Below are 25,842 nucleotides of genomic sequence, written 5' to 3'. Positions count from 1 at the left end.
CCGTCCGGTTCCGACAGAATCAGGAACAGCTGACGGAGAAGGCCCGCCTAGGCTGAGCCGGTGGCAAGCAGGTCCAGCGCGTATTGGAGGTCCGCCGGATACTCACTGGCGACTTCCACCCACTCCCCCGTCCGCGGGTGCGTGAACCCAAGCTTCCGGGCGTGAAGCCACTGCCGGGTAAGCCCCAGGGTTGCGGCAAGACGAGGGTCCGCCCCGTAGGTGAGATCTCCGGCACAGGGGTGCCGCAGCGCTGAAAAGTGGACGCGAATCTGGTGCGTACGGCCCGTTTCCAGGTGCACTTCAACCAGGGTTGCCTTGCCAAATGCTTCCAGGACCTCATAGTGGGTCACGGACGGCCGCCCGTCCTCAATCACGGCGAAACGCCAGTCATGGCCGGGATGGCGCCCGATCGGCGCGTCAATGGTGCCCTCGAGTGGATCAGGAAGCCCCTGAACCACAGCGTGGTAGACCTTCTCGACCGTGCGCTCCTTGAAGGCGCGTTTCAGAACCGTGTAGGCATGCTCTGTCTTGGCCACCACCATGACCCCGGATGTGCCCACATCGAGCCTGTGGACGATTCCCGCCCGCTCCGGGGCACCCGATGTCGAAATCCGGTAGCCGGCCCCGGCGAGACCGCCCACCACAGTTGGTCCCACCCACCCCGGGGAGGGATGCGCGGCCACACCCACCGGCTTGTCGATGACAACGAATTCCTCGTCATCCAGCAGGATTTTCAGGCCTTCCACAACTTCCTCCACGACTTCCAAGGGGTCCGGCCGTTCGGGAACGGTCACGTCCAGTACGGCGCCGGCGGCAAGCTTTGCCGACTTGCCCAGCCGCACGCCGCCAACCGTGACATTTCCTTCGGCAATCAACAACGCCGCCGCTGACCTGGAAATGTCCAGTAGCTGCGCCAACCCGGCGTCGGCCCTCATGCCTGCCATGTCCTCGGGTACCGCCACGGGGTTACTCACCGGCTGTCTCCCCCGTGGAACCGCCGGCGGACTTGGCATCATTGGCCGGCTTAGGGGCGGGAACGTGCCGCTTCCCGTCCATGCCAATACCGCGCAGTGTCAGCAGGCAAATAATAACGACGCCGGACACCACTGCAGAGTCCGCAATGTTGAAGATGGCGAAATTGGGCAATTGGATAAAGTCCACGACGTGCCCCATGGCGAACGACGGCTCCCGGAACAAGCGATCTGTGAGGTTACCCAGCGCTCCTCCCAACAACAGCCCGAGTGACAGGGCCCACCAAGCCGAGCCCAAGCGGCGCAGCTGAAACAGGATTGCGACCGAAACAGCAGCCATGACAATCGTGAAGATCCACGTCACATTCTCGCCAATGGAGAAAGCTGCCCCTGAGTTCCGGATGTAGTACCAGTGCAGCAGCGGCGGCAAGACGGGAATCCGCTCGCCTTCCGTCATGGTGCTGGTCACCCAGAGCTTGGTGAGCTGGTCAAAGGTGTAAGCGAACACGGCGAAGCCGGCAAAGAGCCAGATCATGGCCGGACGCCACTTGCGGCGCGCGGTGGGCGCCGGCTGTGAGGCGTTATCGGTGAAGTCGTCGGTCATAGTGCTTTCATTCGGGAAGCGAGGCGGGGCGCTGTCACGGTGTTAACAGCAAAAGCCGGCGGCCGAGGAGTCCTCAGCCACCGGCTTTCAGAATACTTGCTAAACGTCGGCCGTTGCTTCGCCAACCTCAGGGGCAGCGACGGAACCACGGGCGTCGAGGTCGCGCAGCTGGCCTTCGATGTAGGCCTTCAGACGCGAGCGGTAGTCACGCTCAAAGCCGCGCAGCTGCTCCACCTTGCGCTCCAGAACGGAACGCTGCTGCTCAAGGGCGCCAAGGATCTTGCGGGACTTTTCCTGGGCGTCGTTGACGAGGCTGGAGGCCTCGATCTGAGCCTCGGCAATGATCTTTTCCTTCTGCTGCGCACCGTCGGATACGTGCTTGTCGTGCATCTGCTGGGCCATGGCCAGCAGGCCTGCAGCAGATTCAGCCGAAGGAGTGACACCGTTGTTGGCGGCGGGAGCCTTGGCGGCAGCTGCAGCGGCGGCAGCCTGCTCAGCTTCCTTCTTCTTGGCGGCTTCGGCAGCCTTGGCCTCAGCTTCTGCCTTGGCTTCAGCTTCCTTGTCGACCTTCACGGGTGCGGGAACCTTTTCAACGACTGGAGCCGCAGCGGTAGCAGCAGGCACAGCCGAACCGGCTTCGCCGAGCTTCTTGCGAAGCTCGTCATTTTCCTGGTTCAAGCGGCGCAGTTCCACCACGATCTCGTCGAGGAAGTCGTCTACCTCGTCCTGGTCGTAGCCTTCGCGGAACTTGGTCGGCTGAAAGCGCTTGTTGACAACGTCTTCTGGCGTCAAAGCCATCTGGTCACCTCGTTGGTCTAGTTAGTCAGTAGGCCTTCCGGCCGTTCAAAACTACGGTACCTAAATATCATCTGGTTCCTCCAATTCAACACCATCGTGTTGATTTGGAGAATTTGCGGCCTTTGAACCATCGGTGGCCCAGGTTCCGCGGAGCAGCTAGGCCAGGCCGCCGGTCACTGACATGCCAATGCTGACGGCAATAATCAGGATCAAAAAGCCCAAATCCAAGGAGATTCCGCCCAGTTGGAGGGGTGGAATCAGTTTGCGGAGCCTCCGCAGCGGAGGATCCGTTATGGAGTAGACCACATGGGCTGTAACCAACGCCACACCCCTGGGTCGCCACTGTCGGGCGAACATCTGAACCCATTCGAAGATGAGTCTAATGATCAGGGCAATGAAGAACAGCAACAACAGAATATAGATAAGGCCGAAAACAATGCCCACGAGTTAGCTCAGATCTCCCACTTGTTCCGGAATGCGGATCGGTCCCTACTATTGCAACACAGATGCCAGGCAGGTTGACCCGCCTGGCATCTGTAAAGATCGTTGTCAGCTCTGATTGAAGAAGCTGGCCTGCGTTTCGGTGGCCTTCTTGTCGTCCCCGATGACCTCGACGTACGACGGCGACAACAGGAACACCTTGTTGGTCACCCGCTCGATGCTGCCGTGGAGGCCAAAGACCAGGCCGGCGGAGAAGTCCACAAGGCGCTTTGCGTCGGCTTCGCCCATGTCAGTGACGTTCATGATGACGGGAATACCATCCCGGAAGCTCTCGCCGATGACCTTGGCGTCATTATAAGAGCGGGGGTGAACGGTGGTGATCTGCCTCAGACCCGAGGCATCTTCGCGGCTGGACGCCGCACGCTTAATGGGTGTCACGGGTGCGCGGTATTCCTCTTCGGCATCAACAATGGGCATTTCACGGACAACTTCCCGGACGGGAGCAGGCGCCCGGCGCTCTTCCCGTTCCTGTACCTGGGGGCGTTCTTCGTCGTGGTGCGAGGCGACGGCCTGCTCAGATTCGTAGTGTTCATCGCCGTCGGCGAGCCCAAGATAGATCATTGTCTTGCGCAGAGCGCCAGCCATGGTGCACTCCTATCGTTTCTGCAGTAGGCGGGCCGCCATGACTTGACATATTGGAACCCCGGCCCGTCATTCCAATACTTTGACGCTACCCCACGGCCGGACGTGAACCGAGAATATCGGAGCCAATTCTCAGGTGTGTCGCTCCGAACTTCACGGCCGCCTCAAGGTCCTGGCTCATCCCCGCGGAAATCCCGTTCGCAGCCGGATGGACAGCGCGCAGCGCCGCCGAAAAACCGGCCAGCTTTTCGAATGCCGCTTCCGGATCGGCCCCCAAGGGCGCCACTGCCATCAGCCCTGAGAGCTGCAACCCGGCAGCAGCTGCGATCTGTCCGGCCAGAACCTCGACGTCGGCCGGGGCTGCACCCCCGCGGTGCGCACCGGCGTCGTCCTCCAAGCTGACCTGAATGAAGCAGTCGAGGTCTGCCCGGCCGGTAGTGTCTTGTTCCCGCTTGATGGCCTTCGCCAAAGCGTCCACCAATTGTGGCCGATCTATCGACTGGACGGAGGCAGCGTATTTAGCGACAGATTTTGCCTTGTTGCTCTGAAGCTGCCCGATGAAGTGCCAGTGCACCTCCAGGTCAGTAAGCCCGGAGGCCTTGGCAGCTGCCTCCTGATCGCGGTTTTCACCGACATCGCTTACTCCGAGGGCCGCCAAGCGGCGGACATCAGCAGCGGGGTGAAACTTGGTCACTACGATCAGGCGGGGTTGGTCACTGCGCCCGGCAGCGGCGGCAGCTGCCTCGATCCGGCCCCTGACCACGTCCAAACGTCCAGCAAGCTGAGCGGTACGGGCGTCTCCATCTGCACCCGACAGCCGCTCGCCGCCGTATCCAAGGCTAGTCATGAGTCCACACCAAACCTGCAAATCGACCGGTCCGGGAGTCCCGCCGGTATGAGAAAAGGGAATCGTTCTCCAAGGTGCACTGCCCCGAGTACTCCACCGGAACATCCAAGGAAGCCAACTGGGCCGTCACACCTGCCGGCAAGTCCAGGGCTGGCGTGTCCCATGAGGAAGTGGACCACGTGGCGGGAACCAGATCCGCTACCTCGGCCCGGAGTTGCTCCGGGACCTCATAGCAGGATCCGCAGATGGAAGGACCCAGCCAAGCGTGGATGTCCGATGCTCCCCGGTGGCGCATTTCCGCCACCGTAGCGGGAACAACAGCGGAGGCCACGCCCGGGCGTCCGGCGTGGGCTACAGCGATCACCGCCTTGTGGCTGGCATCCACGCCTACCATGACCACGGGTACGCAATCAGCCACCATGACGGCCAATGGCTGGGCCGCACCCGCTAAACCGGAGTGTGAGGAATCAGTGGCAGTGGACACCATGGCGTCTGCGGTAGGCCCAGGCCCGTGGGCTGCGATGAATTCCACCGTGTTGCCATGGACTTGATCCATGTATTGGAATTGGCGCACACCCAGACCTGCACTCCTCGCAAGGCGGACGCGGCGCGCCATCACCTGCTCAGGATTATCCCCCACATGGAGAGCCAGGTTCCCGGCGCCTGTATCCGTGAAGGCTACAGAAACGCCGGGCCGAACTTCGTTGCGCCACCAAAACACCAAGTACTGACTCTCCGATGCGGCTTACTTCAGGAAGTCGGGGACATCGAGGTCGTCAGAGCGGCTGCCCGAAAGGTCAGGCTCCACAACTGCCGGGAGGTCGACGTCGAAGCCGGAGTCAGCGGGCAGGGCAGAGGGACGCTGCTGGCCCCAGTTGCTCAAGCCCGCCGCACCGATGCCAGCCGTAGCGTGCTGCGGTGCTGCAGCGCTGGACGGTGCGCTGCTGGGTGCGGCCGGTCGCTCCGAGGGGACAGGGTTCTGGGCGGGACGCGACTGGTCCATGGAGGGCGAGGTCGCCTTGACGTCATCGAAACCTGCAGCAATGACCGTCACACGGGCTTCGTCACCCAGGGCGTCATCAATGACGGCACCGAAGATGATGTTCGCCTCAGGGTGGGCCACTTCCTGCACCAGGCGTGCTGCCTCATTGATTTCGAACAGGCCAAGGTCCGATCCGCCCTGAATGGAGAGCAGGACGCCATGGGCACCATCAATGGAAGCCTCAAGGAGCGGGGACGCGATAGCCAGCTCTGCAGCTTTGACTGCGCGATCCTCGCCACGGGCAGAACCAATACCCATCAGGGCCGATCCTGCACCCTGCATGACGGACTTGACGTCAGCGAAGTCCAGGTTGATCAGGCCGGGGGTGGTGATCAGGTCCGTGATGCCCTGGACACCCGAAAGGAGAACCTGGTCCGCGGAACGGAAAGCGTCCAGGACGGAGACGTTGCGATCACTGATGGACAGGAGGCGATCATTGGGAATGACGATCAGAGTGTCAACTTCGTCACGGAGCGCATCGATGCCGGCCTCTGCGGAACCAGCACGACGGCGGCCCTCGAAGGTGAACGGGCGCGTCACCACGCCGATGGTCAGCGCACCCAAGGAGCGGGCGATGCGCGCGACCACGGGGGCGCCACCCGTTCCGGTGCCACCACCTTCGCCGGCGGTTACGAAGACCATGTCAGCGCCGCGGAGAACTTCTTCGATCTCGTCAGCATGGTCTTCGGCGGCCTGCTTTCCGACCTCGGGGTTCGCGCCGGCACCAAGGCCACGCGTTAGTTCACGTCCGACGTCAAGCTTGACGTCGGCGTCGCTCATGAGCAGCGCCTGCGCGTCAGTATTGATGGCGATGAACTCGACGCCCCGAAGGCCGACCTCGATCATGCGGTTGACTGCGTTCACGCCACCGCCGCCGATGCCGACGACCTTGATGACGGCCAAGTAATTCTGCGGTGCTGCCACGTTTCGTGCCCCTTGCTTGTGTCCTATAGCGAAACTGATCGAGTCCAACTTGAATACTTGGACCTTAACCCTCTAGTTGAAGGTTATAGTTATGTCAAGTAACTCTACTGCGACGGTATTTCCTATGGTTCGCACATGCAATGACCGCTTGCGCGTGTCGTCTGAATGTCCCGAAATAAGGTCACCGTCATCAGGAGGTTACGTTCTCAAAGCTCTTATTTTGTGAATGGGTGCCGTGGGACGCTGACATCGTAGACGCTCACGGGAACCTTTGGGTCAGCCGGCATCTTGAGCAGCGCTTCAAGTGCCTTCGCCTTCAGTTCCCTGTCCTCGGCATTGCCCCACACTACCGTCTTTCCATCCACGAGTTTCAGCTCCACGGCGTCCGGGGACGCAGCCGACGCTGTTGACATCCTGGCCCGAACGTCGGCGGGCAAAGTATCCAAAACGGCGGCGATCGACTTAAACAATTCCGTGTTGGTTGCACCGGCACCGGCATCGATCAACGGGAGCGCCACCGCAGACTGGTCCTTCGTCGCCCCGAGCTGCACACCGTCCACATCAACCATCACATACGTTTCGCCCTGCTTCAGCAGCGCCACCGGGACACGTTCGTTGACGTGCACCAGCAGCTCCGAGGGCGGCCGCGCTTCCATGGTGGCTGAGCGGACCTGCACCAGCGGCTTCAGCAGCTCGTTGATTTCCTGCTCGCTGACCTGTGGGAGCGGCTTTCCTTCGAGACCCGAAAGGGCTTTCTGCACTGCCTCCGGAGTCAAAAGGGTGGTGCCATCCACAGTGACGGTCCGAACCGCCAGCACAGGTGAAAACACCGCACCGCCAATGAGGACGGCGACGACCACCGCCACGATCGAGAGCGTCCACGCGACAAGCCTTCGCTGACGCCGCCGCTTCGGTTCGGGAAACACAATGATGTTGTCCGACGGCGCTGCTTTCCGGGACTTGGAGGCAGGGGAAGCTTTGGAGGCTGACGCCCCCTTGACGTCCGGTTCAACCGAACGTTGGGCGCTGATAACAGCGTCCGCGTCGCCTCCCTTGCTCAGGCCCGGAGTTGCCTTAGTTCCCCCAGCGCGCCCGGCATCAACCGGGCGGGCGTCCGTTCCGGCCTTGTACGTCGGTTTCCGGGTGCTAGCCACCCAAGGCCTCCACGATCACTGGCCCATAGGAAGTGACGTCACCGGCCCCAACAGTCAGGACCACATCTCCTTCGCCCGCGACGGCGAGGATGGCATCCACGGCTTCACCTGCGGAAACGAGACGCCCGGTGGACAACCGGTCAGCGATCAGGGCGCTGGTGACGCCGGGAATCGGATCCTCGCGTGCCGGATAAATGTCCAGGACAAGGGCTGTATCAGCCGCGTTCAAGGCCGACGCAAACTCGCCGGCAAACTCCCTTGTCCGGGAAAACAGGTGAGGCTGGAACAGGACGTGCACTTTATGGCCGCCAGCTACCGAGCGCGCGGCGGACAAGGCCGCGCGGACCTCCGTGGGGTGGTGCGCGTAGTCGTCATACACCCGCACTCCCCTGCCTAGCCCTTTGAGTTCGAACCGACGGGATGCACCTGTGAAGTGGCCCAATGCCGCTGCTGCAGCTTCGGGTGCCACGCCAAGTTCGACGGCGACCGCGAACGCCGCCGCGGCGTTGAGGGCATTGTGCCGCCCGGGCACTTGGAGTCCTACCCTGTGGACGTCTGCACCGATGGCCACAGAAACGTCACCAGGTCCGCCGTCGTGAAGCCGGACATCGGAGTCCTCGGACGTCCCGTACGTCAGGACTCGGGTGGTTCCCTTGGAGGCGGTGCGTTCCGCGAGTGAACGTGCGCCGGGGTCGTCTGCGCAGGCGAGGAGGACGCCATCGACGGGCAGAAGCGCCGCAAAGTCATCAAAGGAGGCGAAGACAGCCTCCGGCGTTCCATAGTGGTCCAGGTGATCGGCCTCGACGTTGGTGACCACTGCGATCAGGGGGCGATAGTTCAGGAACGAGCCATCGGATTCGTCGGCCTCGGCCACGAAAATGTCGGACTCGCCGTGCGCCGCATTAACGCCCAGAGCAGGCACGTTCGCTCCTATGGCGAAGGAAGGATCAAATCCTGCCTCCTTCAGCAGGACAGCCACCATGGAGGTGGTAGTGGACTTGCCGTGCGTACCTGCAACCGTGACTACGCGGTGGCTTGCCATGGTGGCGGCAAGCGCTTCGGAACGGTGAAGCACCGGCAGCCCTGCCTCGCGTGCGGCTGTGAGTTCCGGATTGTCTGCGCGGATAGCTGAGCCGGCCACGATCGTCTGGGCATCGCCGAGGTTTCCAGCGTCGTATCCCACAGCGATCCGGGCACCGGCCGACGAGAGGTCGTGCATGACTGGCAGGTCCTTGGCGTCGGACCCACTGACGGGCACACCTCTGGCCACCATGATCCGCGCCACGGCGGACATTCCCACGCCGCCAACGCCTATGAAGTGGACACGTCCGAGGGATTCGAGGGGGGCGATGCTGGTGGTCATGCGGATACCGCTTCCAAGACAAGATCAGCCATGCGCTGATCGGCGTTTCTGATACCAAGGGCTTCGGTCTTGCGGGCCATGTCGAGGAGCCTGCCACGGTCCAGCAAGAGTGGAATGAGCTCGGTCTGGAGCCATTCCGGGCTGAGGTCCTTGTCATCCACAAGGAGCGCCGCCCCGGCATCCACCAACAGGGCGGCATTCAGGGACTGCTCCCCATTTCCGATGGGCAGCGGCACAAAGACTGCCGGCACTCCCACTGCAGCAACTTCGCTGACGGTACCGGCCCCGGCGCGGGCAAGGAGGACATCGGCTGCTGCATAGACGTTTTCCATCCCGTCCACGTACTCAACCTGACGGTATCCGTCGGCCGTGAGCAGGCCGCCGTCGTGGTTGAGAACGGCTTTGCCGGTTCCCGTAATGTGCAAGGTTTGGACGCCGGCAGCCGTCAATGCCGGCAAAGCGGCCGTTACTGAACGGTTGATGCTCAGCGCGCCCGAGGAACCGCCGGTGACGATCAACACTGGACGTTCCGGATCCAATCCCAGCGCCGCCTTGGCCTCAGGGGCCGCGCCGGCCCGGTCGAGTCCTGAGATGGCGCGTCGCATGGGCATCCCAACGTGGCGGGCGCCCCGCAAGCGCGTAGCGGCAAAGGCCACAGCAACGTAGTCGCTGAACCGGGCTCCGACACGGTTGGCCAGACCGGCCTTCATGTTGGCTTCATGAATCACGATGGGGACACCGAGTTTCCGGGCGGCCAGGTACATCGGCGTGCAGACGTATCCACCCACACCCACCAGGACGTCTGCCTCTGCCTCCTCAAGGATCCGCCGCGCCTGCCGAACCGCTCCCCGCAAGCGGCCGGGAAGCTTGATGAGATCAAGCGACGGTCGCCGCGGAAACGGCACGCGGTCGATGGTTGCGAGGTCATACCCGGCCGCTGGAATGAGCCGTGTCTCCATGCCGGAAGGTGTGCCGACAGCAAGGATGGCTGCCTCCGGACGACGGTCCTTGATGGCATCGGCGATGGCCAGCAGGGGGCTGACATGCCCGGCAGTTCCGCCGCCTGCCAGGACGACGGACAAAGGCTTGGACGCGTTGCGGGAATCAGAAGTCATGAAGTGCTAAGTACGCTTTCGTGCGGTTTTTCGAGAACGGCGCGGCAAGAACCGGGGACGCTGCTGGGGCGGCAATTGCCCCCGGGCCAAGGACAACACTACGCCGACGCCGCACAGTGACATCACCAGCGCCGAGCCGCCGTAGGAAATGAACGGCAGCGGGACTCCAACCACGGGAAGCAGCTGGGTTACCACGGCCATGTTCATGCTTGCCTGGCCCAGGAGCCACACCATGATGCCGCCGGCCAGCGTGCGCTGGAAGGGGTCCGTCTGCCGGACCACCACACGGAAGATGGCGATGCCAAGAATGGCGAAGAGCACCAGCACCACCAAGGTGCCCACCAGGCCCAGTTCCTCGCCAATGATCGCGAAGATGAAGTCATTGTGGGCTTCCGGCAGCCAGTTGTACTTCTGCCGGCTCTGCCCCAGGCCCAGCCCGGTCCAACTCCCCTGCGCCAGACCGTACATGCCGTTGGTGGACTGGAAATCGAAGTCAAAGTTTTCGGTGCAGGACGCCGATGCCGTACCCAACCACGACGTAATGCGGCAGATCCGGTTGGCGCTGCTGATGGTGGCCAGAACGGCTCCCACTGCACCCACAGCACCCGCTATGGCCAGCATCCGCCCCGGTACGCCTGCAAAATAGAGCCCTGCTGCTGTAATGGCCGCTATCACGATCACTGTGCCGAGGTCGTTGCCCAGCATTACCAGGCCAATGACCAGGCCGGCACCGGGAACCACGGGGATAATGACATGCCACCAACGGTTCAAGAGCTTCTGTTTGCGGGCCAGCACAGCTGCAATCCAGACACAGAGGACCAGTTTGGCCATCTCGGACGGCTGGAGTGTCACACCGCCAATGTCGATCCAGTTCTTATTGCCGTTGACGCTGTTGCCCATCACCTGGACAAGTGCCAGAAGCACCACAACAGCCCCGAGCGCCCACCACGACAACCGCTTCATCCAGTTGACGTTGGTTCGTGAGATGACGTACATGGCGGCAGCACCCAGAACGCCGAACATCGCCTGCTTCAGCGCATCGGCGTACGGAGACTTGCCCTCAGAGATCGCTTCCACGCTGGAGGCCGAAAGAACCATCATGACGCCGATGGCAGTCAGGGCCAGGGCACACCCGAGGATGAGGTAGTAGGTGGAGCTGTTGGGAGCCTTGCTCTTGCCTTCAAGGCTTTCCCAGAAGCCGCGAAGGTGTACGCGGAGCCGGGCGGGCTGCTTGGCGGCATCTTTGGGGGCCTTGGCTGCGCCGCCTCCGGAAGCCTTTCCGCGGCTGCGGGTGGGCGTGCTGACCATTGTTACTCCTCGGTGGTCGGTGCCTGCCCTTCCACAAGCTCGCGAACTGCCTGGACGAAAGCGTCGCCACGGTGAGCGTAGGAAGAGAACTGATCCATGGACGCAGCCGCAGGTGCCATCAGGACGGTGTCGCCTGACGCTGCCACGCCGGCCGCCGATGCCACGGCCTGGGCCATGATGGTCTCGCCGTAGATGGGCGAGGCGGCGTTACCGGCTGCGGTCTGCACCCCTTCAGTGTCGCCCTTGGCCGGCGCTATCACGGGGACATCCGGTGCGTGTCGCTGGAGCGAGCCTTCCAGTGCTTCAGTGTCCGTGCCAATGAGGACCACTGCCTTCAGCCGTGGCGCGTGCTCTTTGACGAGGTCGTCATAGTTCACGCCCTTGGAGAGACCGCCGGCAATCCACACAACGTGCTGGAAAGCAGAGAGCGCAGCCGAGGCAGCATGGGGGTTGGTTGCCTTGGAGTCATTGATCCACAGAATGTCGTTGTGCTTGGCAACCAGTTGGATGCGATGGGCGCCCGGGAGGTAATTCGCCAACCCCTGCTTCACTGCCGCCGGTTCCACCCCATAGGCGCGGACCAAGGCGGCTGCTGCCAGCGCGTTGGCAACCATGTGGCGTGGTGCCACCGGTCCGAGGTCGGACATGGCGGCAAGCTCTGCAGCGGAATCCTTCCGTTCAGCGATGAAGGCGCGGTCCACCAAGAGTCCGTCCACCACACCCACCATGCTGATGGCCGGTGTATTGGTGGTGAACCCGATGGCCCGGCACCCCTCTACGACGTCAGCGTCCTCCACCATGCGTTCGGTTTCGATTTGCTCTGCGTTGTAAATCGCGGCCTTTTGCGTGTTCGCATAAATCCTGGCTTTGTCTGCCAAGTACGAAGCATAGGAGCCATGCCAGTCAACGTGGTCTTCAGCGACGTTGAGGCAGACACTGGCCACGGGTGAGAGCGAATGGCTCCAGTGAAGCTGGAAGCTGGAAAGCTCAACGGCGAAAGCATCGTAGTCAACGGGATCCCGGAGTGCGTCCAGGATGGGTGTTCCCACGTTTCCCACCGCGATGGCCTTGAGGCCTGCTGCCTGCAGCATGGATTCGGTCATGCCCACAGTGGTGGTCTTGCCGTTGGTGCCCGTGATCGTGAGCCAATCCGCCGTCTTGCGTCCCGCACGGACCCGGAGCCGCCAGGCAAGCTCAACATCGCCCCACACGGCGATGTGCTTGCGTTTGGCGGCGGCCAGGAGTGCCTGGTCTGGACGCCAACCTGGCGACGTGACAACCAGCTCCGGCAAAGCACCATCGATCAGCGGAAGGGCATTGACGGCGTCTTCGCCCAGCAGGACATCAACGGCACCAACGATTTTCAGTGTGTCAGCCTGGGCCTGCGCCTTGGGCGTTGTGGCTGCGTCAACCACCACCACCTTGGCTCCGAGCTCGATGAGGGTGTCGGCAGCGGAGAAGCCTGAAAGGCCGATTCCCGTCACCACCACCCGCAGGCCGCTCCAGTCAGCATCCCAGCTGGTGAGTTCGTTGAGCCTGTTGGCGGCCGACGGTGTTGTCTCCTGGCTTCCGTTCACAGCAGTACCACCCATTCAGCGTAGAAAATTCCGAGGCCGGCGGCTACAAAGAGTCCGGCGAGGATCCAGAACCGGACCACCACAGTGACTTCTGCCCAGCCCTTCAGTTCAAAGTGGTGTTGGAGCGGTGCCATCTTGAAGACACGTTTACCGCCACTGAGCTTGAAGAAGCCCACCTGAATGATGACCGAGAGGGTGATCAGGACGAACAGGCCGCCGATGAAGGCCAGCAGGAGTTCAGTGCGCGACAGGATGGCGAAAGCCGCCACGGCGCCACCGATCGCCAGTGATCCGGTGTCTCCCATGAAAATCTTGGCAGGCGATGTGTTCCACCAGAGGAAGCCCACCAGGGCGGCACTAAGGATCGCCGCCAGCAGGGCCAGATCCATGGGGTCGCGTACTTGGTAGCATCCGCTGCCGGCCTCACGGGGCGATCCGCAGGCCTGGTTGTTCTGCCAGATGCCCATGATGGTGTACGCGCCGAAGACCATGATGGAGGCGCCCGCGGCCAGTCCATCCAGGCCATCCGTCAGGTTCACACCGTTGGTGGCCGCAGTGATGATCAGGTTGGACCAGACAATGAAGAGTATTGCGCCGAGGACAGTCCCTCCGAAAGCGAGATCCAGCCAGGGGATGTCACGCACCAAAGAGATCTGGGTTGATGCGGGTCGCAGCCCATCTTCGTTCGGGAACTGCAGGACCAGCACCGCGAAGATGATGCCGACGGCGGCCTGCAGGATCAGTTTGGCCCGTGCGTTGAGTCCCAGGCTGCGTTTGTTGGAGATCTTGATGTAGTCGTCAAGGAAGCCCACAAAGCCCATGCCGACCATGAGGAACAGGAGCAGAAGCCCTGAAGCGGAAGGCCCCGGCGATCGCGGGTTCATCATCCACATGATCAGATGTGTCACGAAGTAGCTGATCAGCACAGCCGCCACCACCACCGTGCCGCCCATGGTGGGCGTTCCGCGCTTGGTGTGGTGCGATGTGGGTCCGTCATCACGGATGAACTGCCCGTAGCTCTTGGCTACGAGGAACCTGATGAAAAGCGGTGTCCCTATCAGGGCCACCAGAAGGGCGACGCCGGCGCCGATCAAAAGTGCAATCACAGCAGCTCGTTCCCTTCGTTTGCGGCAGCTTCAGCCGCGTTTTCTCCGGTGGGCTCGGCCCGTGGAGGTAATGCTATCCGATCACCCAAATGCCTTAGACCTACGCCGTTGGAGGATTTGAATAACACCAGGTCACCGGGTTCCAGTTCATTTTGCAGAAGCTCATAAGCTTCTTCCACCGTCTCAGTGAACGAACACTCGTCCCCCCAGGATCCTTCCTGAATGGCCGAGACGTAGAGGGCGCGGGCCTCGCGTCCCACCACTACCAGCCGTGAGATATTCAGTCGGACCACCTGAGTGCCCACTGCTGTGTGCTCGCGGATGGAGTCCTCGCCCAGCTCGAGCATGGCACCAAGCACAGCCCAGGTCCGCCGCCCCTGGCCAAGATCGGCAAGGGTGCGCAGAGCTGCTCGCATGGATTCGGGGTTTGCGTTGTAGGCGTCATTGATGATGGTGACGCCGTCTTCACGTTCAGTACGCTCCATACGCCAGCGGCTGGCCGCTGACTGGGAACTGAGTGAGGAGGCAATCTGGTGTGCCGGAAGGCCTGCGGCGAATGCGGCTGCAGCGGCTGCCAACAAGTTCGTCACGTGGTGTCCGCCGATCAGGCGGCTCCGCACCTCAACGGACGGGCCGCCGTCGGGCAGGACAAGATCGAAGTCCGGGTACCCTTGCTCGTTAACTACAACGTTTCGGGCTTCGACTTCCTCCGTGGTGGCCGGCGAGGCGGTGAATCCCAGAACTTTTGCTTTAGTGCGGGAGCGCATGGCAGCAACGCGGCCATCGTCCAGGTTGATCACTGCGGTGCCGTGCTCACTGAGGGCTTCGACGAGCTCCCCCTTGGTCTTTGCGATGTTCTCCACGCCACCGAATTCACCGGCGTGCGCTGTGCCAACCACCAGGACCACCCCAATGTCCGGCTTGACCATATCTGCCAGGTATTTGATGTGGCCAAGGCCGGTTGCACCCATTTCAATGACCAGGAACCGGGTGTCGGCGTCGGCAGCAAACACCGTCAGCGGAACGCCCACTTCGCCGTTGTAGGAGCCCTGGGGGGCCACGGTCTTGCCCGCCGTGGCCAGCAAGCCCGCAAGGAGATCCTTGGTGGTGGTTTTGCCGGCGGAGCCGGTAATACCAACCACAGTGAAGTCCTCGCCACGCTCCTGACGCGCGGCGCGGATTCGACGCACGGATTCCGCTGCCAGCGCGCCCATGGCCAGGACAGCGTCGTCCACTACGACGGCGGGAAAGGGGTTCCCGCCGGCATCGGCCACATCGCGTTCGGCCAGGACCAAAACGGCGCCGCGCTGGAAAGCGGCATCGACGAAGTCGTGGCCGTCTGCGTGTTCGCCAGGTTTGGCCACGTACAACGAACCGGGAACTGCTTCCCGTGAATCAGTGACGACGGAGGTGGGCACGACGTCCGCGTTTCCGGTCAATCGGCCATGGGTGATGTCGGCGATCTCCGCCGCAGTAAATGCAATCATCTCGGTTTAGGACTCTATCCGCTGGTCCGTTGAAACGCTGAATCCCTTGGATGTCAAGGCCGCCCGCAATTCCACGCGGTCATCCAGTGCCAGGTTTACGCCCTTGACCTCTTGCCAGACCTCGTGGCCACGGCCCGCGATGAGGATGGTGTCCTTTGACGTTGCCATGTCAACGGCCAGGCGAATCGCGGCATCACGAGGGAAGGACTCGACAATTTCGCAGCCCAGATGCTCCGCATCACGGGCTGCGTAGGCGCCTTGTAGGACATCGCTGCGAATGGATGCGGCGTCTTCGTCGTGGGGATCGTCATCGCTGACAATAACGATGTCAGCAAGGCGTGCCGCAATGGCTCCCATGGTGGGCCTCTTGCCTTGGTCGCGTTGGCCCGTAGCTCCGAAGACCACAATCAACCGAGAGCCCTCTTCAGGCGAGCGGACGGCTTCCAAAGCACGGGCCAGGGCATCAGGATTGTGGGCAAAATCAACAACGGAGGCGGGCTCTGTTGAGACCAACTGCATACGGCCCGGAACGGCAACCGTGAAGGGATCGTGGGCATCCAAGGCCGCTTGCAGCGTCTTTTCGTCAACGCCGGAGGCAAGGACCATGACGGTGGCCAACGCGGCATTGGCTACATTGAAGTCACCTGGCAGGCCAGTGTGGACGCGCAGGCTCCCTCCATCTGTGTGCCTGAGTTCAAACCCGGAGCCAAGTCCACGGGCAGTGGTGGCTGCCACCTGCCAGTCGGCACCAGAGCTGCCCTCCTTGGCCGAAAGCGTGGTGACTGGAATGTCAGCCACATCAGCCAGCTTCCGTCCCCATTCATCGTCCACAGTAACAACGGCGTGCCTGGCCCTGCTGGCGGTGAAGAGTTCCGCTTTGGTCTTGAAATACTCTTCCATGCTGCCGTGGAGGTCCAGATGGTCCTGGGTGAGGTTGGTGAAGCCTGCCACGTTGAACATCACGCCATCCACGCGGTGATAGGAGATCGCGTGGGATGAAACTTCCATGGACGCAGCCTCCAGGCCGCGTTCACGCATCAAGGCCAACAGCGCATGGACGTCGGTGGACTCCGGAGTGGTCAGGAGGCTCGGGATGGGGTCCCCGCCTGCCACGATCTCGATGGTCCCGATCAGGCCAGGATTCATGCCCAGTGCCCGCAGCAACGAGTTGATGAAGTAGGTGGTGGTGGTCTTTCCGTTGGTCCCCGTGACGCCAAACAGCGACGGATAACCGTCCTCCACCGGCTGACTGCGATAGATCAGTGAGGCCAAATGCCCGACGGCGGTACGCGGCTGTTGGACGATCAGCACCGGAACGGGCTGCTCGCCCGCCATCGCAAGTTGGCGCGCCCCGGCGTCGTCCGTAACAACGGCGACCGCACCGGCGGCGACCGCCTGGGGCACGAAATCGGCGCCGTGGCGGGAAGCCCCCGGCAAGGCCATGTAAAGGTCACCGGCTTCCACAGCCCTGGAGTTGAGCGTAATGCCTGTCACTCCCCTGCCATGACTGCCCTCCGGAGCGGAGATTCCGAGAGCCTCAGCAATAGTGGCCAGGGGCACCGCGGCCACGGATTCGGGGCGGAAGGCTGACCGGCCGGTATCCGGCGTCGTGGCGCTGTTAGCTGCCTCATTGTGCTCTGACACGTGGTTCTCCGTTGGTGCTCGTGGAACGACCGGCTGGGGGCCAGCGGCGCCCGGGCCGTTAGTGGTTGATCGATTTTGGGCCGAAACAGACGCCCAAGAAGCTTACTTGACGAACTGGGGCAGCCGCGCGGGAGTTCCCGTGGAAGGCGCCACGTTGTACGTCCGCAGCACCTGTGCCATGACCGAACGGAACACGGGTCCGTTGGTGAGTCCGTAGATGTTGCCCTTGGGACGTTGCAGCACCACTTCGACGATGAACCGGGGGTCGTCCATGGGCGCCATGCCCACCATGGACGCCGTGTAGCCATCGAAACCGGGAAGCCCGTCCTCACGGGGCGCCTGTGACGTTCCGGTCTTCGCGCCCACACGGTAGCCGTCTATTGCAGCGTCCTTGATCTGCCCCTCGGTCACGGCGCTCTCCAGGATGTCCCGGACCTGCTGCGCTGTCTCCTTGGACACCACTTGCCGGGAATCCTTCGCCGGAACCTTCTGCTCCTGGCCTTCGGGAGTGATGTAGCTGTCAATGAGCCTGGGCTGAACCATGACGCCGTTATTGGCGATGCTCTGGAAAGCGCGAACTGTCTGGAGCGTCGACTGGGAGACGCCCTGTCCGAAGAGCACGGTATATTGCTGGCGTTCATCCCACTGATCGGGTGTGGCAAGGATGCCGGTGGCTTCTGCGGGCAAGCCGATGTCGGTCTGCTCACCAATACCGAATTTCTTCAGCCAGTCGTACCGTTGCTCCTTGCTCAGCCGGCTGCCGACCATGACGGTGCCAGTGTTCATGGACCAGCCCAGGATTCCTGCCAGGGTTCGTTCCTCCGTGCCGTGCTCGAAAGCGTCGGTGAAGGTTTGTCCGTCAATCGTGTAGGACGACGGAATGGTGAAATGATCCAGGGGGAAGGATTTACCTTCTTCGATCGCAGCTGCGGCAGTAATCATCTTCTGCACGGAGCCGGGCTCGTAGGCAGCCGTCACTGAACGCACGCCGCGGTCCTTGGCGTCCACTTTGCCAGGGTCGTTGGGGTCCGGGGCGTTGGTGTCCGCCAAGGCGATCAGGTTGCCGGTTTTGGCATCCATCACAATGATGGAGCCCCACTCGGCATTCATCTTGTTCACTTGGCTTTGAATGGCTTGCTGCGCGAAGTATTGAATGTCGGTGTTAAGGGTCAACTTCACGTCACTGCCATCGACGGCGGGCGTGAGTTCGTCAGTGGCAACGGGGATCCGCAGGCCATCAGCGCCGATCTCAAAGACACGCTTTCCTTCAGCGCCACGGAGAATCTCGTCTTGGGTTTGTTCGATGCCGGCCTGTCCGGTGGTGCCGTCCTTGAGGAAGCCCACCACTCCACCGGCTACGCTGCCGTTGGGATACACGCGCTTGCTGACACCTTCAGGAACTATCCCCGGAATGTTCAGTTTGGAGATCCGGTCTTCCAGTTCCGGCTTCACATCTTTGGCCACCACAAAGTACTTCTTGTCGCCCGTAAGTGCCTCGCGGATCTTGGCCTCATCGGACCCCAGCAGGGCTGCAAGTTCGGAGATCCCCTGCTCCCTCGTGATCTCCTCGACCTCTTCGGTTTTTTCGTTGTACCGCTTAAACGTCGGAGTATTCGAGTTCAGAACTTGGTCAACCACCAGGTTGTAGCGGATCACACTGCTGGCCAGTACGGTGCCGTTTGCATCCACGATCTGTCCACGTTCTGCGGGCAAAACCTGGGGCGTCAGTCGTTTAGCCAAGGCAGCCTCGGCCATCCCGCCCATATCCAGGCCCTGGACCATGAAGAGTTTTCCGCCCACCACCAAGAGCAGCGTCAGCATGATGCCGAGGCCAACCCGCAACCGCTTTCTTGCCGCCGGCGTCTTCGTTTTTTTCGATGTGCCGGGGTTCTGAGCCACGTTGATTCCTTGCTGCTGGCCTTGCTTCAGTGGACTGATGGACTACTGCCCGGGTGCCTTCTGCTGGGGAGCCGGGACTGATCCCCCATTGAGTTCAACCGGCGGTGTCGCTGCCGGGGATGCTGCGGGTGCAGCCGGAGTTGCGGCGGCGGGTGCTGCCGGCGCCACCGGGGTGACGGGCTTAAGGTTTTCCAGCGGATCCTTGGTAGTCACGGATGGAACCACATCAAGCATGCCTGCCACAGCCGGCGGGGCGATCTGGGCCCCGGGATTATCTCCCTTGACTGCAGGTGTTGCCTTGCCGGTGACCGCCAGGGTATTGAGGTCGATCTGGCCTTTAACCGTGGACGGTACCATTCCCAATTCTGCAGCCTTCGCTGCCAGATTCTGCGGAGCCTCGTAGTTCTGCTTCTTCTGTGTCAGGTCCTGGTTTTCCTTGTTCAAGGTGGCAGCTTCGGCCTTGAGCTGCACCAACTGGTATTGGGCAGTGGAGACCGAGATGTTCAAGACGAGGACCGTCAGGAGGGCAGCAGCCATTGCCACAAAGCACAGCACCACAAAGGGCGTCCGCCGCTTCCCAGGTGTGCTGCGCACGAGGGAAAGGGGGGTACGTGCCTTACGGCCGGCGTCGGGTTTTCCTGCTGGCGCAGGGAGCGCCCGGGCGGTATTGCCCACCACGGAGGGCAGTGTCTTCGCTGCGGCGTTGCTCATGCGTCTCTCCTTGGTTTGATGCGCTCCACAGCCCTCAATCGGGCGGACGCCGCGCGGGGGTTTTCGGCGATTTCTGCTGCCGTAGGCACTTCGGTGCCCTTGGTTATGGTCTTTAGTTCGGGCTTATGTTCTTCAAGTTCCACAGGGAAGCCGAGTGGGGCCGAGGATTTGGATCCGGATTGGAAAACCGACTTGACGATTTTGTCCTCAAGGGAGTGATACGACATGACCACGATCCGCCCGCCCATCGCGGTGGCTGCCACCGCCGCGGGAACCGCACGCTCCAGGACGTCAAGTTCCTCGTTGACTTCAATACGCAATGCCTGGAAGGTCCGCTTGGCGGGGTGGCCGCCACTCTTGGCTGCCGCCGCCGGAACCACACTGCGGATCTGTTCGACGAGTTCCCCGGTAGTAGCGAAGGGCTTTTCCGCCCGTGCGTTGACGATCCGGTTGGCAATCCGCCCCGCGAACTTCTCCTCGCCCCATTTGCGGATAATCCTGACCAATTCGTCTTCGCTGTACCGGTTAACGACGTCGGCCGCAGTCTGCCCGCGGCTGGTGTCCATGCGCATGTCCAGCGGAGCGTCGTAAGAGTAGGCAAAGCCTCGCTCCCGCTCATCCAGCTGCAGGGAGGACACTCCCAGATCCATGAGGATGCCGTGGACTTCCGGGATGCCAAGGTCCGCCAGGACGTCCTCGATCTCGTCGTATACGGCGTGAACCAGGTCCGTTCGGGCGGAGAAAGGCTCCAACCGTGCACCAGCCAAGGCAAGTGCTTCCTCATCGCGGTCAATGCCCACCAAGTGAAGGTCGGGGAAGCGCTGCAGCATGGCCTCGGAGTGGCCGCCCATGCCCAGCGTCGCATCGATAGCCACGGGTGTTGCACCGTTCTTACGGGCGGCCTCGAAACCAGGAGCCAGGAGATTGATGCAGCGATCTTTGAGGACGGGTACGTGGCGCTCTGATGTGGGCTTTGCCGCGTCCTGCTCTTCCACGCTGCCTCCTCTTTCTTCCATCGCTGGCATGCTGTTTCTTGAATCGGATCCCCATCCGCGCCTATCGTTCCGCCGGCCTGGCTCAGGGGAAGGTGAGCCAGGAAGACTGTTCGATGGGCGGCTGGAGATCCCATTCAAGAAGCGGTACCGCTGTTCCCTCCGACCGGTTAGATGAACCCGGGCAGATTGTCGTCATCCGTTTCCGAGAAGGCGGCTTCCTTCTCGTTGAGGTACTCATTCCAAGCATCGGCATCCCAGATCTCTGCGCGGGTACCGGCACCGATTACTGCCAGTTCCCGACCAAGGCCTGCATATGCCCGGAGCGCCGGCGGAATCGTCACGCGCCCCTGCTTGTCAGGTACTTCGTCAGAGGCTCCGGACAGAAAAACGCGAATGTAATCGCGAGCCTGCTTGGAAGACAGTGGTGCCTCCCGCATCGATTCGTGAATACGCTCGAATTCCTTCTGGCTGAAGACGTAGATGCAGCGTTCCTGGCCCCTGGTGAGGACCAGTCCCTCGGCAAGCTCCTCACGAAACTTCGCGGGAAGTATGATCCGGCCCTTTTCATCGAGACGCGGCGAGTGAGTACCCAGAAACACTGGCCCCACCGCCCCTCAGTCAAGGTGCCCGTTCATGCCCCAACACTGCCACTACCCTCTTATGCGCTCCACTTTACTCCACAACGCCCCACAGTCAACGCAGGAAGGGGTGTTTCTCCACCACTTTGAGATTCAGGAGGCCTGAAATGGCGCGGGATTCCGCGCTGCGGCGGAAAGTGGAGGACGTGCACCGGCAGCTATGGGCAGGACGGGATTCGGTAGGTGAGATTGACTTCACAGGGCCGAATCCACCATTTTTAGCCCCTTGGCCGGAGGAAAGTGCCCCCTGGTGGTGGAAAGTGGAGTCAGGGGCGCGCAGTGGAGGATGTGGCCCCTGTTGACGGTCAGGCTCTTTAAACGCGAAAAGACCCGCAGTGCGGGTCTTTCGTTGATCCCCTCGGGAACATCAGGGGCATGCTTCAAACACGTTGGTCACCGGCCGCCACATGCGGGACCGGAGCGGCTGCTCAAGAGTCGTCGCGACGCCGTTCGTCCCATCGCTCTTCCAAGCTGCTCATGAAAGAACTCTTGGGCTTGGCCTTGCCTGGCTTTCCTTTGTTGGCCTTACCGAAGGCCGCACCACGCAAGGTGGCGAAGTAGACACCAGCACCCATGACAACGAAGCCGAGGACACCCACCGGTATCGCCTGCAATGAAACCCCGACAAGCAAGAGGAGGATGCCGGCAATGGCGCCTAGTACGCCAATGATTACATGCCGGGTAGACCAACTGCGGATGGGATCCGAACCCATGGTGTTGGCAAACTTCGGATCGTCCTCGTGAAGTTGCTTTTCGAGTTGCTCAAGCAGCTTCTGTTCATGCTCCGAGAGGGGCATCGCGACCTCCTTTAGTCAGCCAGCGTCTGGACACAACGCGTCTTGTGCGTCTGTTACCCAAAACGATCGGACCAAGAAAATCGTTCCCAAAATTCCCTCTTGGTTCAGCGGGCATCTTAGGGCCGACTGTTCAGGAAACAGTTTGTCCAGACGATCTAAATCTCTGTAATAAATAGGATAGTTTGTCCGACGCCGTTCTGAAAGACGCGTGGAGCCCGGCGGCGCAAGCAGACAAGTTCTAATGACCGGTTGGAGGCTTCCCCGGTTCCAAAAGACGGGCCGGCAGCAGGGTTTTGGAACCGAAGCGTTCCGATACCCGGTCCAATGCCTGCTCGGCAGCGCGCCAGTTGTCATCACGGCGGTCCAGACTCAGCTGAAGTGATGTCTGGCCAGCTGGTTCCAGTTGCTCTGCCCGTACTCCCACCAATCGGACGCTCATGGATCGTGAGCCCAACGATTCCAGAAGCTGCACGGCAACCTGGTAGATCATCTGCGCGCTGTCCACCGGAGAGTGCACGGTGCGGCTGCGCGTCACGGTGGAGAAGTCCGAATAGCGCAGCTTAAGTGCCACGGTCCTGGCGAGCATCCCCGAACTCCGCAGACGGGCTGCCGTCCGGTGCGACAACCTCAACAATTCCCGGTGGAGCAAGGCGTCGTCGCCGGTGTCGACGGAGAACGTCTCTTCGGCCCCAATGCTCTTCTCAAGCCGGGTGGGGGTGACAGGGCGAGGATCAACACCCATGGATAAACGGTGGACATGTTCGCCGCTGGCCCCCAGGACCTTCTTCAGCGATGCCAGTGGCGTGGCGGCAACATCAGCCACGGTGCGGATTCCCAGGCGCGCCAGGACCTCCGCGGTCTTTCCACCGACACCCCAGAGCGCATTCACCGGGAGGCTGTGGAGATAGGGAATAGAGTCCTCGGCATCGATCTGAAGGATGCCGTCAGGCTTGCATCGCGTGGAGGCGATTTTCGCCACAAACTTGGTACTTGCGATTCCCACGGACGCAGTGATGCCAAGTTCGGTCTGGACTCTCTGGCGAATGAGGTGGCCGATATCCAAAGGCGACCCGAGCCTTCGAATGGCCCCTCCCACGTCCAGGAAGGCTTCGTCAACGCTGAGCGGCTCCACCAAGTCAGTGATTGATGCGAAGATCTCCATGAGCTGCGCGGAAACTTCGTAATACACAGTGTGCCGGGGATTGATGATTACTGCGGCAGGGCACCGCCTCATGGCGATTGACATCGGCATGGCGGACTTCACGCCCGTGGCGCGGGCCTCGTAGGAAGCCGAAAGCACCACTGAGCGCTCCGCAGGAAATCCGACTATGACTGGCTTGCCGTGGAGTTCGGGGCGGCTGCGTAGTTCCACCGAGACGAAGAAGGCGTCCATGTCCACATGAAGGATGCTGGTTCGCCGCATTTCCCGCAGTGCATCTCCAGCGCTGCGGGCGGCCTCATGGCCGGCACCTGGGGCGCCGCCGAATGCTTCCTGCCTCACAACGGCAATACTATGCCCGGCCACTGACTAAACTGGAGGCACAGTCAGGCTCAGCCCCAGGAAGGAACACTGTGAAGCTCTTTGGAACTCCTCAATCGCGAGGGTTTGCCCTGCTCGCAGTAGGTGTCGCCGTGGCGGCCTCGGCATGCACACCGTCATCCGATGGTTCGGCCGCTCCATCCCCTACGGGAACGTCCACGCCGTCGTCCGCGTCGTCGCCTGCAGGCTCCGCGTCGTCGCCCGTCCCGGAAACCACAGGTTTCACCGAGTCAGCCACCCCTGCGCCCGGGACAACGGCGACCGTGAACGCACTGGTTCCCGGCTTCCCTGAGCAGCTCATTCCGGTCATGCCCAAAACATCGGTTCGCTCCAGCAGCTTCGATAAGAGCGCTTCGCTGGCCACAGTGGCCTTGGTGGGGACCATCAAAGCCCCGCCGCAGGGTGTCGTGGACTATTACAAGGCTTCATTGGAGGCCCAGGGCTTCAAACTTGTTCCCGGGCCGGAGGCCGTGGGCAACGTCACCTCCCTTGACTTCATCCGCGGCGACGGCGAAACGGTTAACGTATCGGTGCGGCAGAAGGAAGGCGTCTCCACCTTCACCATCGGCGCCAACGTGGCGTCCGGGTCCGTCAAGTGACGGCCGTCTCCCACATCACGTCAGAACAGACGCAGTTCATCAATGGCGTCTCCGGAAGATTGAAGGGCTTCCTGTCGGATCAGCAGGAGGTCATGGCAACCGTCTCCGCCGACGTCGCACCGCTCATCGGGTCCATTTCGCATCTGGTCACGGGCGGCAAACGCCTCCGCGCGCTGATGTGCTACTGGGGTTGGAGGGGTGCCGGCGGCCGTGCGGAGGACCCCAACATTGTTACCGCGGGATGTGCCCTGGAACTCTTTCAGGCGGCAGCTCTCATCCATGACGACATCATTGACCGTTCGGATACGCGCCGTGGTGGTCCCAGTGTTCACAAGCGCTTCGGCCAACTTCACGAGATCAATGGCTGGGCCCTCGACAGTGGGCGCTTTGGCGACGCCGCTGCCATCCTGACAGGCGACCTGTGCCTATCCTTCAGCGAGGAAGCGTTCACCGAGATCGGCCCCCGGGCTGCGGCGGGAACTGCCGCGCGCCGGATCTTCAATGTGATGCGTGCAGAAGTAATGGCCGGGCAATACCTTGACATCCTGGAAGAGGTAGCGGGCCCGGTCCGCGATCGGGCAGGTTCTGTGGACCGCGCGCAATCGATCATCCGGTACAAATCCGCCAAGTATTCCACTGAACATCCCCTGGCCTTGGGCGGTGCACTGGCTGGAGCGCCCGCTGAGCTCTTGAAAAGCTACTCGGAATTCTCCTTGCCACTTGGCGAGGCCTTCCAGATGCGGGACGACGTCCTGGGAGTCTTCGGCGATCCTGAAACCACCGGCAAGCCCGCCGGCGATGATCTGCGTGAGGGAAAGCGCACCGTTCTGGTTGGCTTTGCCCTTAATCAAGCGCCTGCAGCGGAAGCGGACTACCTTGACCGCGTGCTCGGAAGCCCGGGTCTCGGTGAAACAGACGTAGCCGAGATTCGACGCATCATGGTTGATTGCGGCGCTTTGGACGCAACGGAGACCCTCATCGCAGAGCTCAGTAACCGCGCCTTCGGAGCTTTGGAGCGCCTGCCGCTTGACGAGGTCCCGTTGCGGGCCCTTGGCCAATTGGCGGAGGCAGCTGTCAGCCGCGCCGCTTAGCAGGAGTCAGTAGCGTCGGCGCAAGCCAACGGCAGCAGGACATGACGCAGACGACGACGGTGGGAACCGTCGTCGTCTGCTTTTATTTGTCTTTACTGCCGGGAAGGCGACAGCGCAGGGAAGGCGACGCTACCAAGCCAAAGACTGGGCGCGGCGCCTGATCTCTGTCTTGCGCCCCTCGCGCAGTGCGTCGATGGGGCGGCCCCGCAGTGATTCGTCCGGGGTGAACAGCCAAACGATCAGCTCTTCGTCGTTATAGCCGGCATCGCTGAGAACCGCAATGGTTCCCTTCAAGCTGTCCACAACATGCCCATCCTGGATAAACAAGGCCGGGATCGAACGGATATTCCGTTCTCCACGCCTGGTGGCCACCAGTGCACGTTCGTCCAAAAGTCCATGGACTTTGGTGATGGATACTTCCAACAGTTCGGCAACATCCGGCAGCGGGAGCCAGTCGGAAACAAGGCTTTCTACATTACTCACGGATCAAGGTTGCCACGCCGCCCCGCCCGGCGCCTAGCCGGAGTCCGACGCCGGCATCCAGGGATC

Annotated in this window: 26 protein-coding genes; 2 read left to right on the top strand and 24 right to left on the bottom strand. The window is 61.9% G+C overall.

Features of this window, described 5'->3' with window-relative positions:
• Nucleotides 1-47 precede the first annotated feature (47 nt).
• The 23 genes from BMY91_RS21420 to BMY91_RS23565 all read right to left on the bottom strand — a co-directional run bounded on the left by BMY91_RS21420 (nucleotide 48) and on the right by BMY91_RS23565 (nucleotide 23,913).
• Complete coding sequence (locus BMY91_RS21420) at nucleotides 48-944, bottom strand: RluA family pseudouridine synthase (RefSeq protein ID WP_371261069.1); 897 nt, start codon at nucleotides 942-944, stop codon at nucleotides 48-50.
• Between the two features lie 22 nt (nucleotides 945-966).
• Nucleotides 967-1,575 (bottom strand): signal peptidase II, encoded by a 609-nt coding sequence (lspA, locus tag BMY91_RS21415; protein WP_090825673.1) that lies wholly within the window; start codon nucleotides 1,573-1,575, stop codon nucleotides 967-969.
• Between the two features lie 99 nt (nucleotides 1,576-1,674).
• Nucleotides 1,675-2,373 (bottom strand): DivIVA domain-containing protein, encoded by a 699-nt coding sequence (locus BMY91_RS21410; RefSeq protein ID WP_090825669.1) that lies wholly within the window; start codon nucleotides 2,371-2,373, stop codon nucleotides 1,675-1,677.
• A gap of 156 nt (nucleotides 2,374-2,529) precedes the next feature.
• Nucleotides 2,530-2,817 carry a YggT family protein gene (locus BMY91_RS21405; RefSeq protein WP_090825666.1) on the bottom strand — a complete coding sequence of 96 codons (288 nt, stop codon included), beginning with the start codon at nucleotides 2,815-2,817 and terminating at the stop codon, nucleotides 2,530-2,532.
• A 105-nt stretch (nucleotides 2,818-2,922) separates the two neighbouring features.
• The gene (locus BMY91_RS21400) at nucleotides 2,923-3,459 is read right to left on the bottom strand and encodes a cell division protein SepF (RefSeq protein WP_090825663.1); all 537 of its coding nucleotides are present in this window, start codon (nucleotides 3,457-3,459) and stop codon (nucleotides 2,923-2,925) included.
• An 85-nt stretch (nucleotides 3,460-3,544) separates the two neighbouring features.
• On the bottom strand, nucleotides 3,545-4,303 hold the full coding sequence (locus BMY91_RS21395) for a YggS family pyridoxal phosphate-dependent enzyme (RefSeq protein WP_090825660.1): 759 nt from the start codon (nucleotides 4,301-4,303) through the stop codon (nucleotides 3,545-3,547).
• Complete coding sequence (locus BMY91_RS21390; protein ID WP_090825744.1) at nucleotides 4,296-5,024, bottom strand: purine nucleoside phosphorylase YfiH/LACC1 family protein; 729 nt, start codon at nucleotides 5,022-5,024, stop codon at nucleotides 4,296-4,298. The genes BMY91_RS21395 and BMY91_RS21390 overlap by 8 nt, the downstream gene beginning before the upstream one ends.
• A gap of 24 nt (nucleotides 5,025-5,048) precedes the next feature.
• Nucleotides 5,049-6,269 (bottom strand): cell division protein FtsZ, encoded by a 1,221-nt coding sequence (ftsZ, locus tag BMY91_RS21385; protein WP_026542512.1) that lies wholly within the window; start codon nucleotides 6,267-6,269, stop codon nucleotides 5,049-5,051.
• A 215-nt stretch (nucleotides 6,270-6,484) separates the two neighbouring features.
• Nucleotides 6,485-7,423, bottom strand: coding sequence for a cell division protein FtsQ/DivIB (locus BMY91_RS21380; protein WP_090825656.1), 939 nt, complete (start codon nucleotides 7,421-7,423; stop codon nucleotides 6,485-6,487).
• On the bottom strand, nucleotides 7,416-8,786 hold the full coding sequence (murC, locus tag BMY91_RS21375; protein WP_090825653.1) for a UDP-N-acetylmuramate--L-alanine ligase: 1,371 nt from the start codon (nucleotides 8,784-8,786) through the stop codon (nucleotides 7,416-7,418). Before murC ends, BMY91_RS21380 begins: the two co-directional genes overlap by 8 nt.
• Entirely contained in the window at nucleotides 8,783-9,901 is a 1,119-nt protein-coding gene (gene murG, locus BMY91_RS21370) for an undecaprenyldiphospho-muramoylpentapeptide beta-N-acetylglucosaminyltransferase (protein WP_090825650.1), read from the bottom strand. Before murG ends, murC begins: the two co-directional genes overlap by 4 nt.
• A 6-nt stretch (nucleotides 9,902-9,907) precedes the next feature.
• Entirely contained in the window at nucleotides 9,908-11,209 is a 1,302-nt protein-coding gene (gene ftsW, locus BMY91_RS21365) for a putative lipid II flippase FtsW (protein WP_090825647.1), read from the bottom strand.
• A gap of 2 nt (nucleotides 11,210-11,211) precedes the next feature.
• Nucleotides 11,212-12,801: a UDP-N-acetylmuramoyl-L-alanine--D-glutamate ligase gene (murD, locus tag BMY91_RS21360; RefSeq protein WP_177179975.1), complete on the bottom strand. Its 1,590-nt coding sequence runs from the start codon at nucleotides 12,799-12,801 to the stop codon at nucleotides 11,212-11,214.
• Complete coding sequence (mraY, locus tag BMY91_RS21355; RefSeq protein WP_026542506.1) at nucleotides 12,783-13,892, bottom strand: phospho-N-acetylmuramoyl-pentapeptide-transferase; 1,110 nt, start codon at nucleotides 13,890-13,892, stop codon at nucleotides 12,783-12,785. The genes murD and mraY overlap by 19 nt, the downstream gene beginning before the upstream one ends.
• The gene (gene murF, locus BMY91_RS21350; RefSeq protein WP_090825643.1) at nucleotides 13,889-15,379 is read right to left on the bottom strand and encodes a UDP-N-acetylmuramoyl-tripeptide--D-alanyl-D-alanine ligase; all 1,491 of its coding nucleotides are present in this window, start codon (nucleotides 15,377-15,379) and stop codon (nucleotides 13,889-13,891) included. Before murF ends, mraY begins: the two co-directional genes overlap by 4 nt.
• Before the next feature lie 6 nt (nucleotides 15,380-15,385).
• Nucleotides 15,386-17,023, bottom strand: a complete 1,638-nt coding sequence (locus BMY91_RS21345) for a UDP-N-acetylmuramoyl-L-alanyl-D-glutamate--2,6-diaminopimelate ligase (protein ID WP_090825640.1) — start codon at nucleotides 17,021-17,023, stop codon at nucleotides 15,386-15,388.
• A 102-nt stretch (nucleotides 17,024-17,125) separates the two neighbouring features.
• Complete coding sequence (locus BMY91_RS21340) at nucleotides 17,126-18,922, bottom strand: peptidoglycan D,D-transpeptidase FtsI family protein (RefSeq protein WP_090825637.1); 1,797 nt, start codon at nucleotides 18,920-18,922, stop codon at nucleotides 17,126-17,128.
• Between the two features lie 42 nt (nucleotides 18,923-18,964).
• Nucleotides 18,965-19,633, bottom strand: coding sequence for a cell division protein FtsL (locus BMY91_RS21335; RefSeq protein ID WP_090825634.1), 669 nt, complete (start codon nucleotides 19,631-19,633; stop codon nucleotides 18,965-18,967).
• Nucleotides 19,630-20,649 carry a 16S rRNA (cytosine(1402)-N(4))-methyltransferase RsmH gene (gene rsmH, locus BMY91_RS21330; protein ID WP_175538808.1) on the bottom strand — a complete coding sequence of 340 codons (1,020 nt, stop codon included), beginning with the start codon at nucleotides 20,647-20,649 and terminating at the stop codon, nucleotides 19,630-19,632. Before rsmH ends, BMY91_RS21335 begins: the two co-directional genes overlap by 4 nt.
• 146 nt (nucleotides 20,650-20,795) lie before the next feature.
• The gene (gene mraZ / locus BMY91_RS21325; protein WP_018779285.1) at nucleotides 20,796-21,227 is read right to left on the bottom strand and encodes a division/cell wall cluster transcriptional repressor MraZ; all 432 of its coding nucleotides are present in this window, start codon (nucleotides 21,225-21,227) and stop codon (nucleotides 20,796-20,798) included.
• A 467-nt stretch (nucleotides 21,228-21,694) separates the two neighbouring features.
• Nucleotides 21,695-22,063: a DUF3040 domain-containing protein gene (locus tag BMY91_RS21320; protein ID WP_090825628.1), complete on the bottom strand. Its 369-nt coding sequence runs from the start codon at nucleotides 22,061-22,063 to the stop codon at nucleotides 21,695-21,697.
• 238 nt (nucleotides 22,064-22,301) lie between these two features.
• Entirely contained in the window at nucleotides 22,302-23,564 is a 1,263-nt protein-coding gene (gene dinB, locus BMY91_RS21315) for a DNA polymerase IV (RefSeq protein WP_090825625.1), read from the bottom strand.
• 91 nt (nucleotides 23,565-23,655) lie between these two features.
• The gene (locus BMY91_RS23565; protein WP_256212859.1) at nucleotides 23,656-23,913 is read right to left on the bottom strand and encodes a hypothetical protein; all 258 of its coding nucleotides are present in this window, start codon (nucleotides 23,911-23,913) and stop codon (nucleotides 23,656-23,658) included.
• Between BMY91_RS23565 and BMY91_RS23560 the strand changes: the two genes are divergently transcribed.
• Entirely contained in the window at nucleotides 23,912-24,202 is a 291-nt protein-coding gene (locus BMY91_RS23560; protein ID WP_256212858.1) for a hypothetical protein, read from the top strand. The genes BMY91_RS23565 and BMY91_RS23560 overlap by 2 nt on opposite strands.
• A complete protein-coding gene (locus BMY91_RS21305; protein WP_090825619.1) occupies nucleotides 24,199-25,293 on the top strand; it encodes a polyprenyl synthetase family protein in 1,095 nt (364 codons plus the stop codon). The genes BMY91_RS23560 and BMY91_RS21305 overlap by 4 nt, the downstream gene beginning before the upstream one ends.
• 129 nt (nucleotides 25,294-25,422) lie before the next feature.
• Here the strand turns inward: BMY91_RS21305 and BMY91_RS21300 are convergent, their stop codons facing one another.
• Nucleotides 25,423-25,776, bottom strand: coding sequence for an Rv2175c family DNA-binding protein (locus BMY91_RS21300; protein ID WP_090825614.1), 354 nt, complete (start codon nucleotides 25,774-25,776; stop codon nucleotides 25,423-25,425).
• Nucleotides 25,777-25,842 lie beyond the last annotated feature (66 nt).

The sequence above is a fragment of the Arthrobacter sp. yr096 genome (assembly GCF_900108925.1).
Lineage (GTDB): Bacteria > Actinomycetota > Actinomycetes > Actinomycetales > Micrococcaceae > Arthrobacter.
The sequence above is the reverse complement of the archived record's forward strand: the minus strand, read 5'-3'. Positions and strand labels throughout refer to the sequence as shown.

Excerpts from the sequence above, each read along its gene's own strand:
- BMY91_RS21335 (WP_090825634.1), bottom strand. The coding sequence starts at position 19,633 with ATGAGCAACGCCGCAGCGAAGACACTGCCCTCCGTGGTGGGCAATACC.
- BMY91_RS21420 (WP_371261069.1), bottom strand. The coding sequence starts at position 944 with ATGGCAGGCATGAGGGCCGACGCCGGGTTGGCGCAGCTACTGGACATT.
- lspA (WP_090825673.1), bottom strand. The coding sequence starts at position 1,575 with ATGACCGACGACTTCACCGATAACGCCTCACAGCCGGCGCCCACCGCG.
- BMY91_RS21410 (WP_090825669.1), bottom strand. The coding sequence starts at position 2,373 with ATGGCTTTGACGCCAGAAGACGTTGTCAACAAGCGCTTTCAGCCGACC.
- murC (WP_090825653.1), bottom strand. The coding sequence starts at position 8,786 with ATGACCACCAGCATCGCCCCCCTCGAATCCCTCGGACGTGTCCACTTC.
- ftsW (WP_090825647.1), bottom strand. The coding sequence starts at position 11,209 with ATGGTCAGCACGCCCACCCGCAGCCGCGGAAAGGCTTCCGGAGGCGGC.
- BMY91_RS21395 (WP_090825660.1), bottom strand. The coding sequence starts at position 4,303 with ATGACTAGCCTTGGATACGGCGGCGAGCGGCTGTCGGGTGCAGATGGA.
- murG (WP_090825650.1), bottom strand. The coding sequence starts at position 9,901 with ATGACTTCTGATTCCCGCAACGCGTCCAAGCCTTTGTCCGTCGTCCTG.
- BMY91_RS23560 (WP_256212858.1), top strand. The coding sequence starts at position 23,912 with ATGCCCAAAACATCGGTTCGCTCCAGCAGCTTCGATAAGAGCGCTTCG.
- BMY91_RS23565 (WP_256212859.1), bottom strand. The coding sequence starts at position 23,913 with ATGACCGGAATGAGCTGCTCAGGGAAGCCGGGAACCAGTGCGTTCACG.
- rsmH (WP_175538808.1), bottom strand. The coding sequence starts at position 20,649 with ATGGAAGAAAGAGGAGGCAGCGTGGAAGAGCAGGACGCGGCAAAGCCC.
- murF (WP_090825643.1), bottom strand. The coding sequence starts at position 15,379 with ATGATTGCATTTACTGCGGCGGAGATCGCCGACATCACCCATGGCCGA.
- BMY91_RS21320 (WP_090825628.1), bottom strand. The coding sequence starts at position 22,063 with ATGCCCCTCTCGGAGCATGAACAGAAGCTGCTTGAGCAACTCGAAAAG.
- BMY91_RS21400 (WP_090825663.1), bottom strand. The coding sequence starts at position 3,459 with ATGGCTGGCGCTCTGCGCAAGACAATGATCTATCTTGGGCTCGCCGAC.
- murD (WP_177179975.1), bottom strand. The coding sequence starts at position 12,801 with ATGGGTGGTACTGCTGTGAACGGAAGCCAGGAGACAACACCGTCGGCC.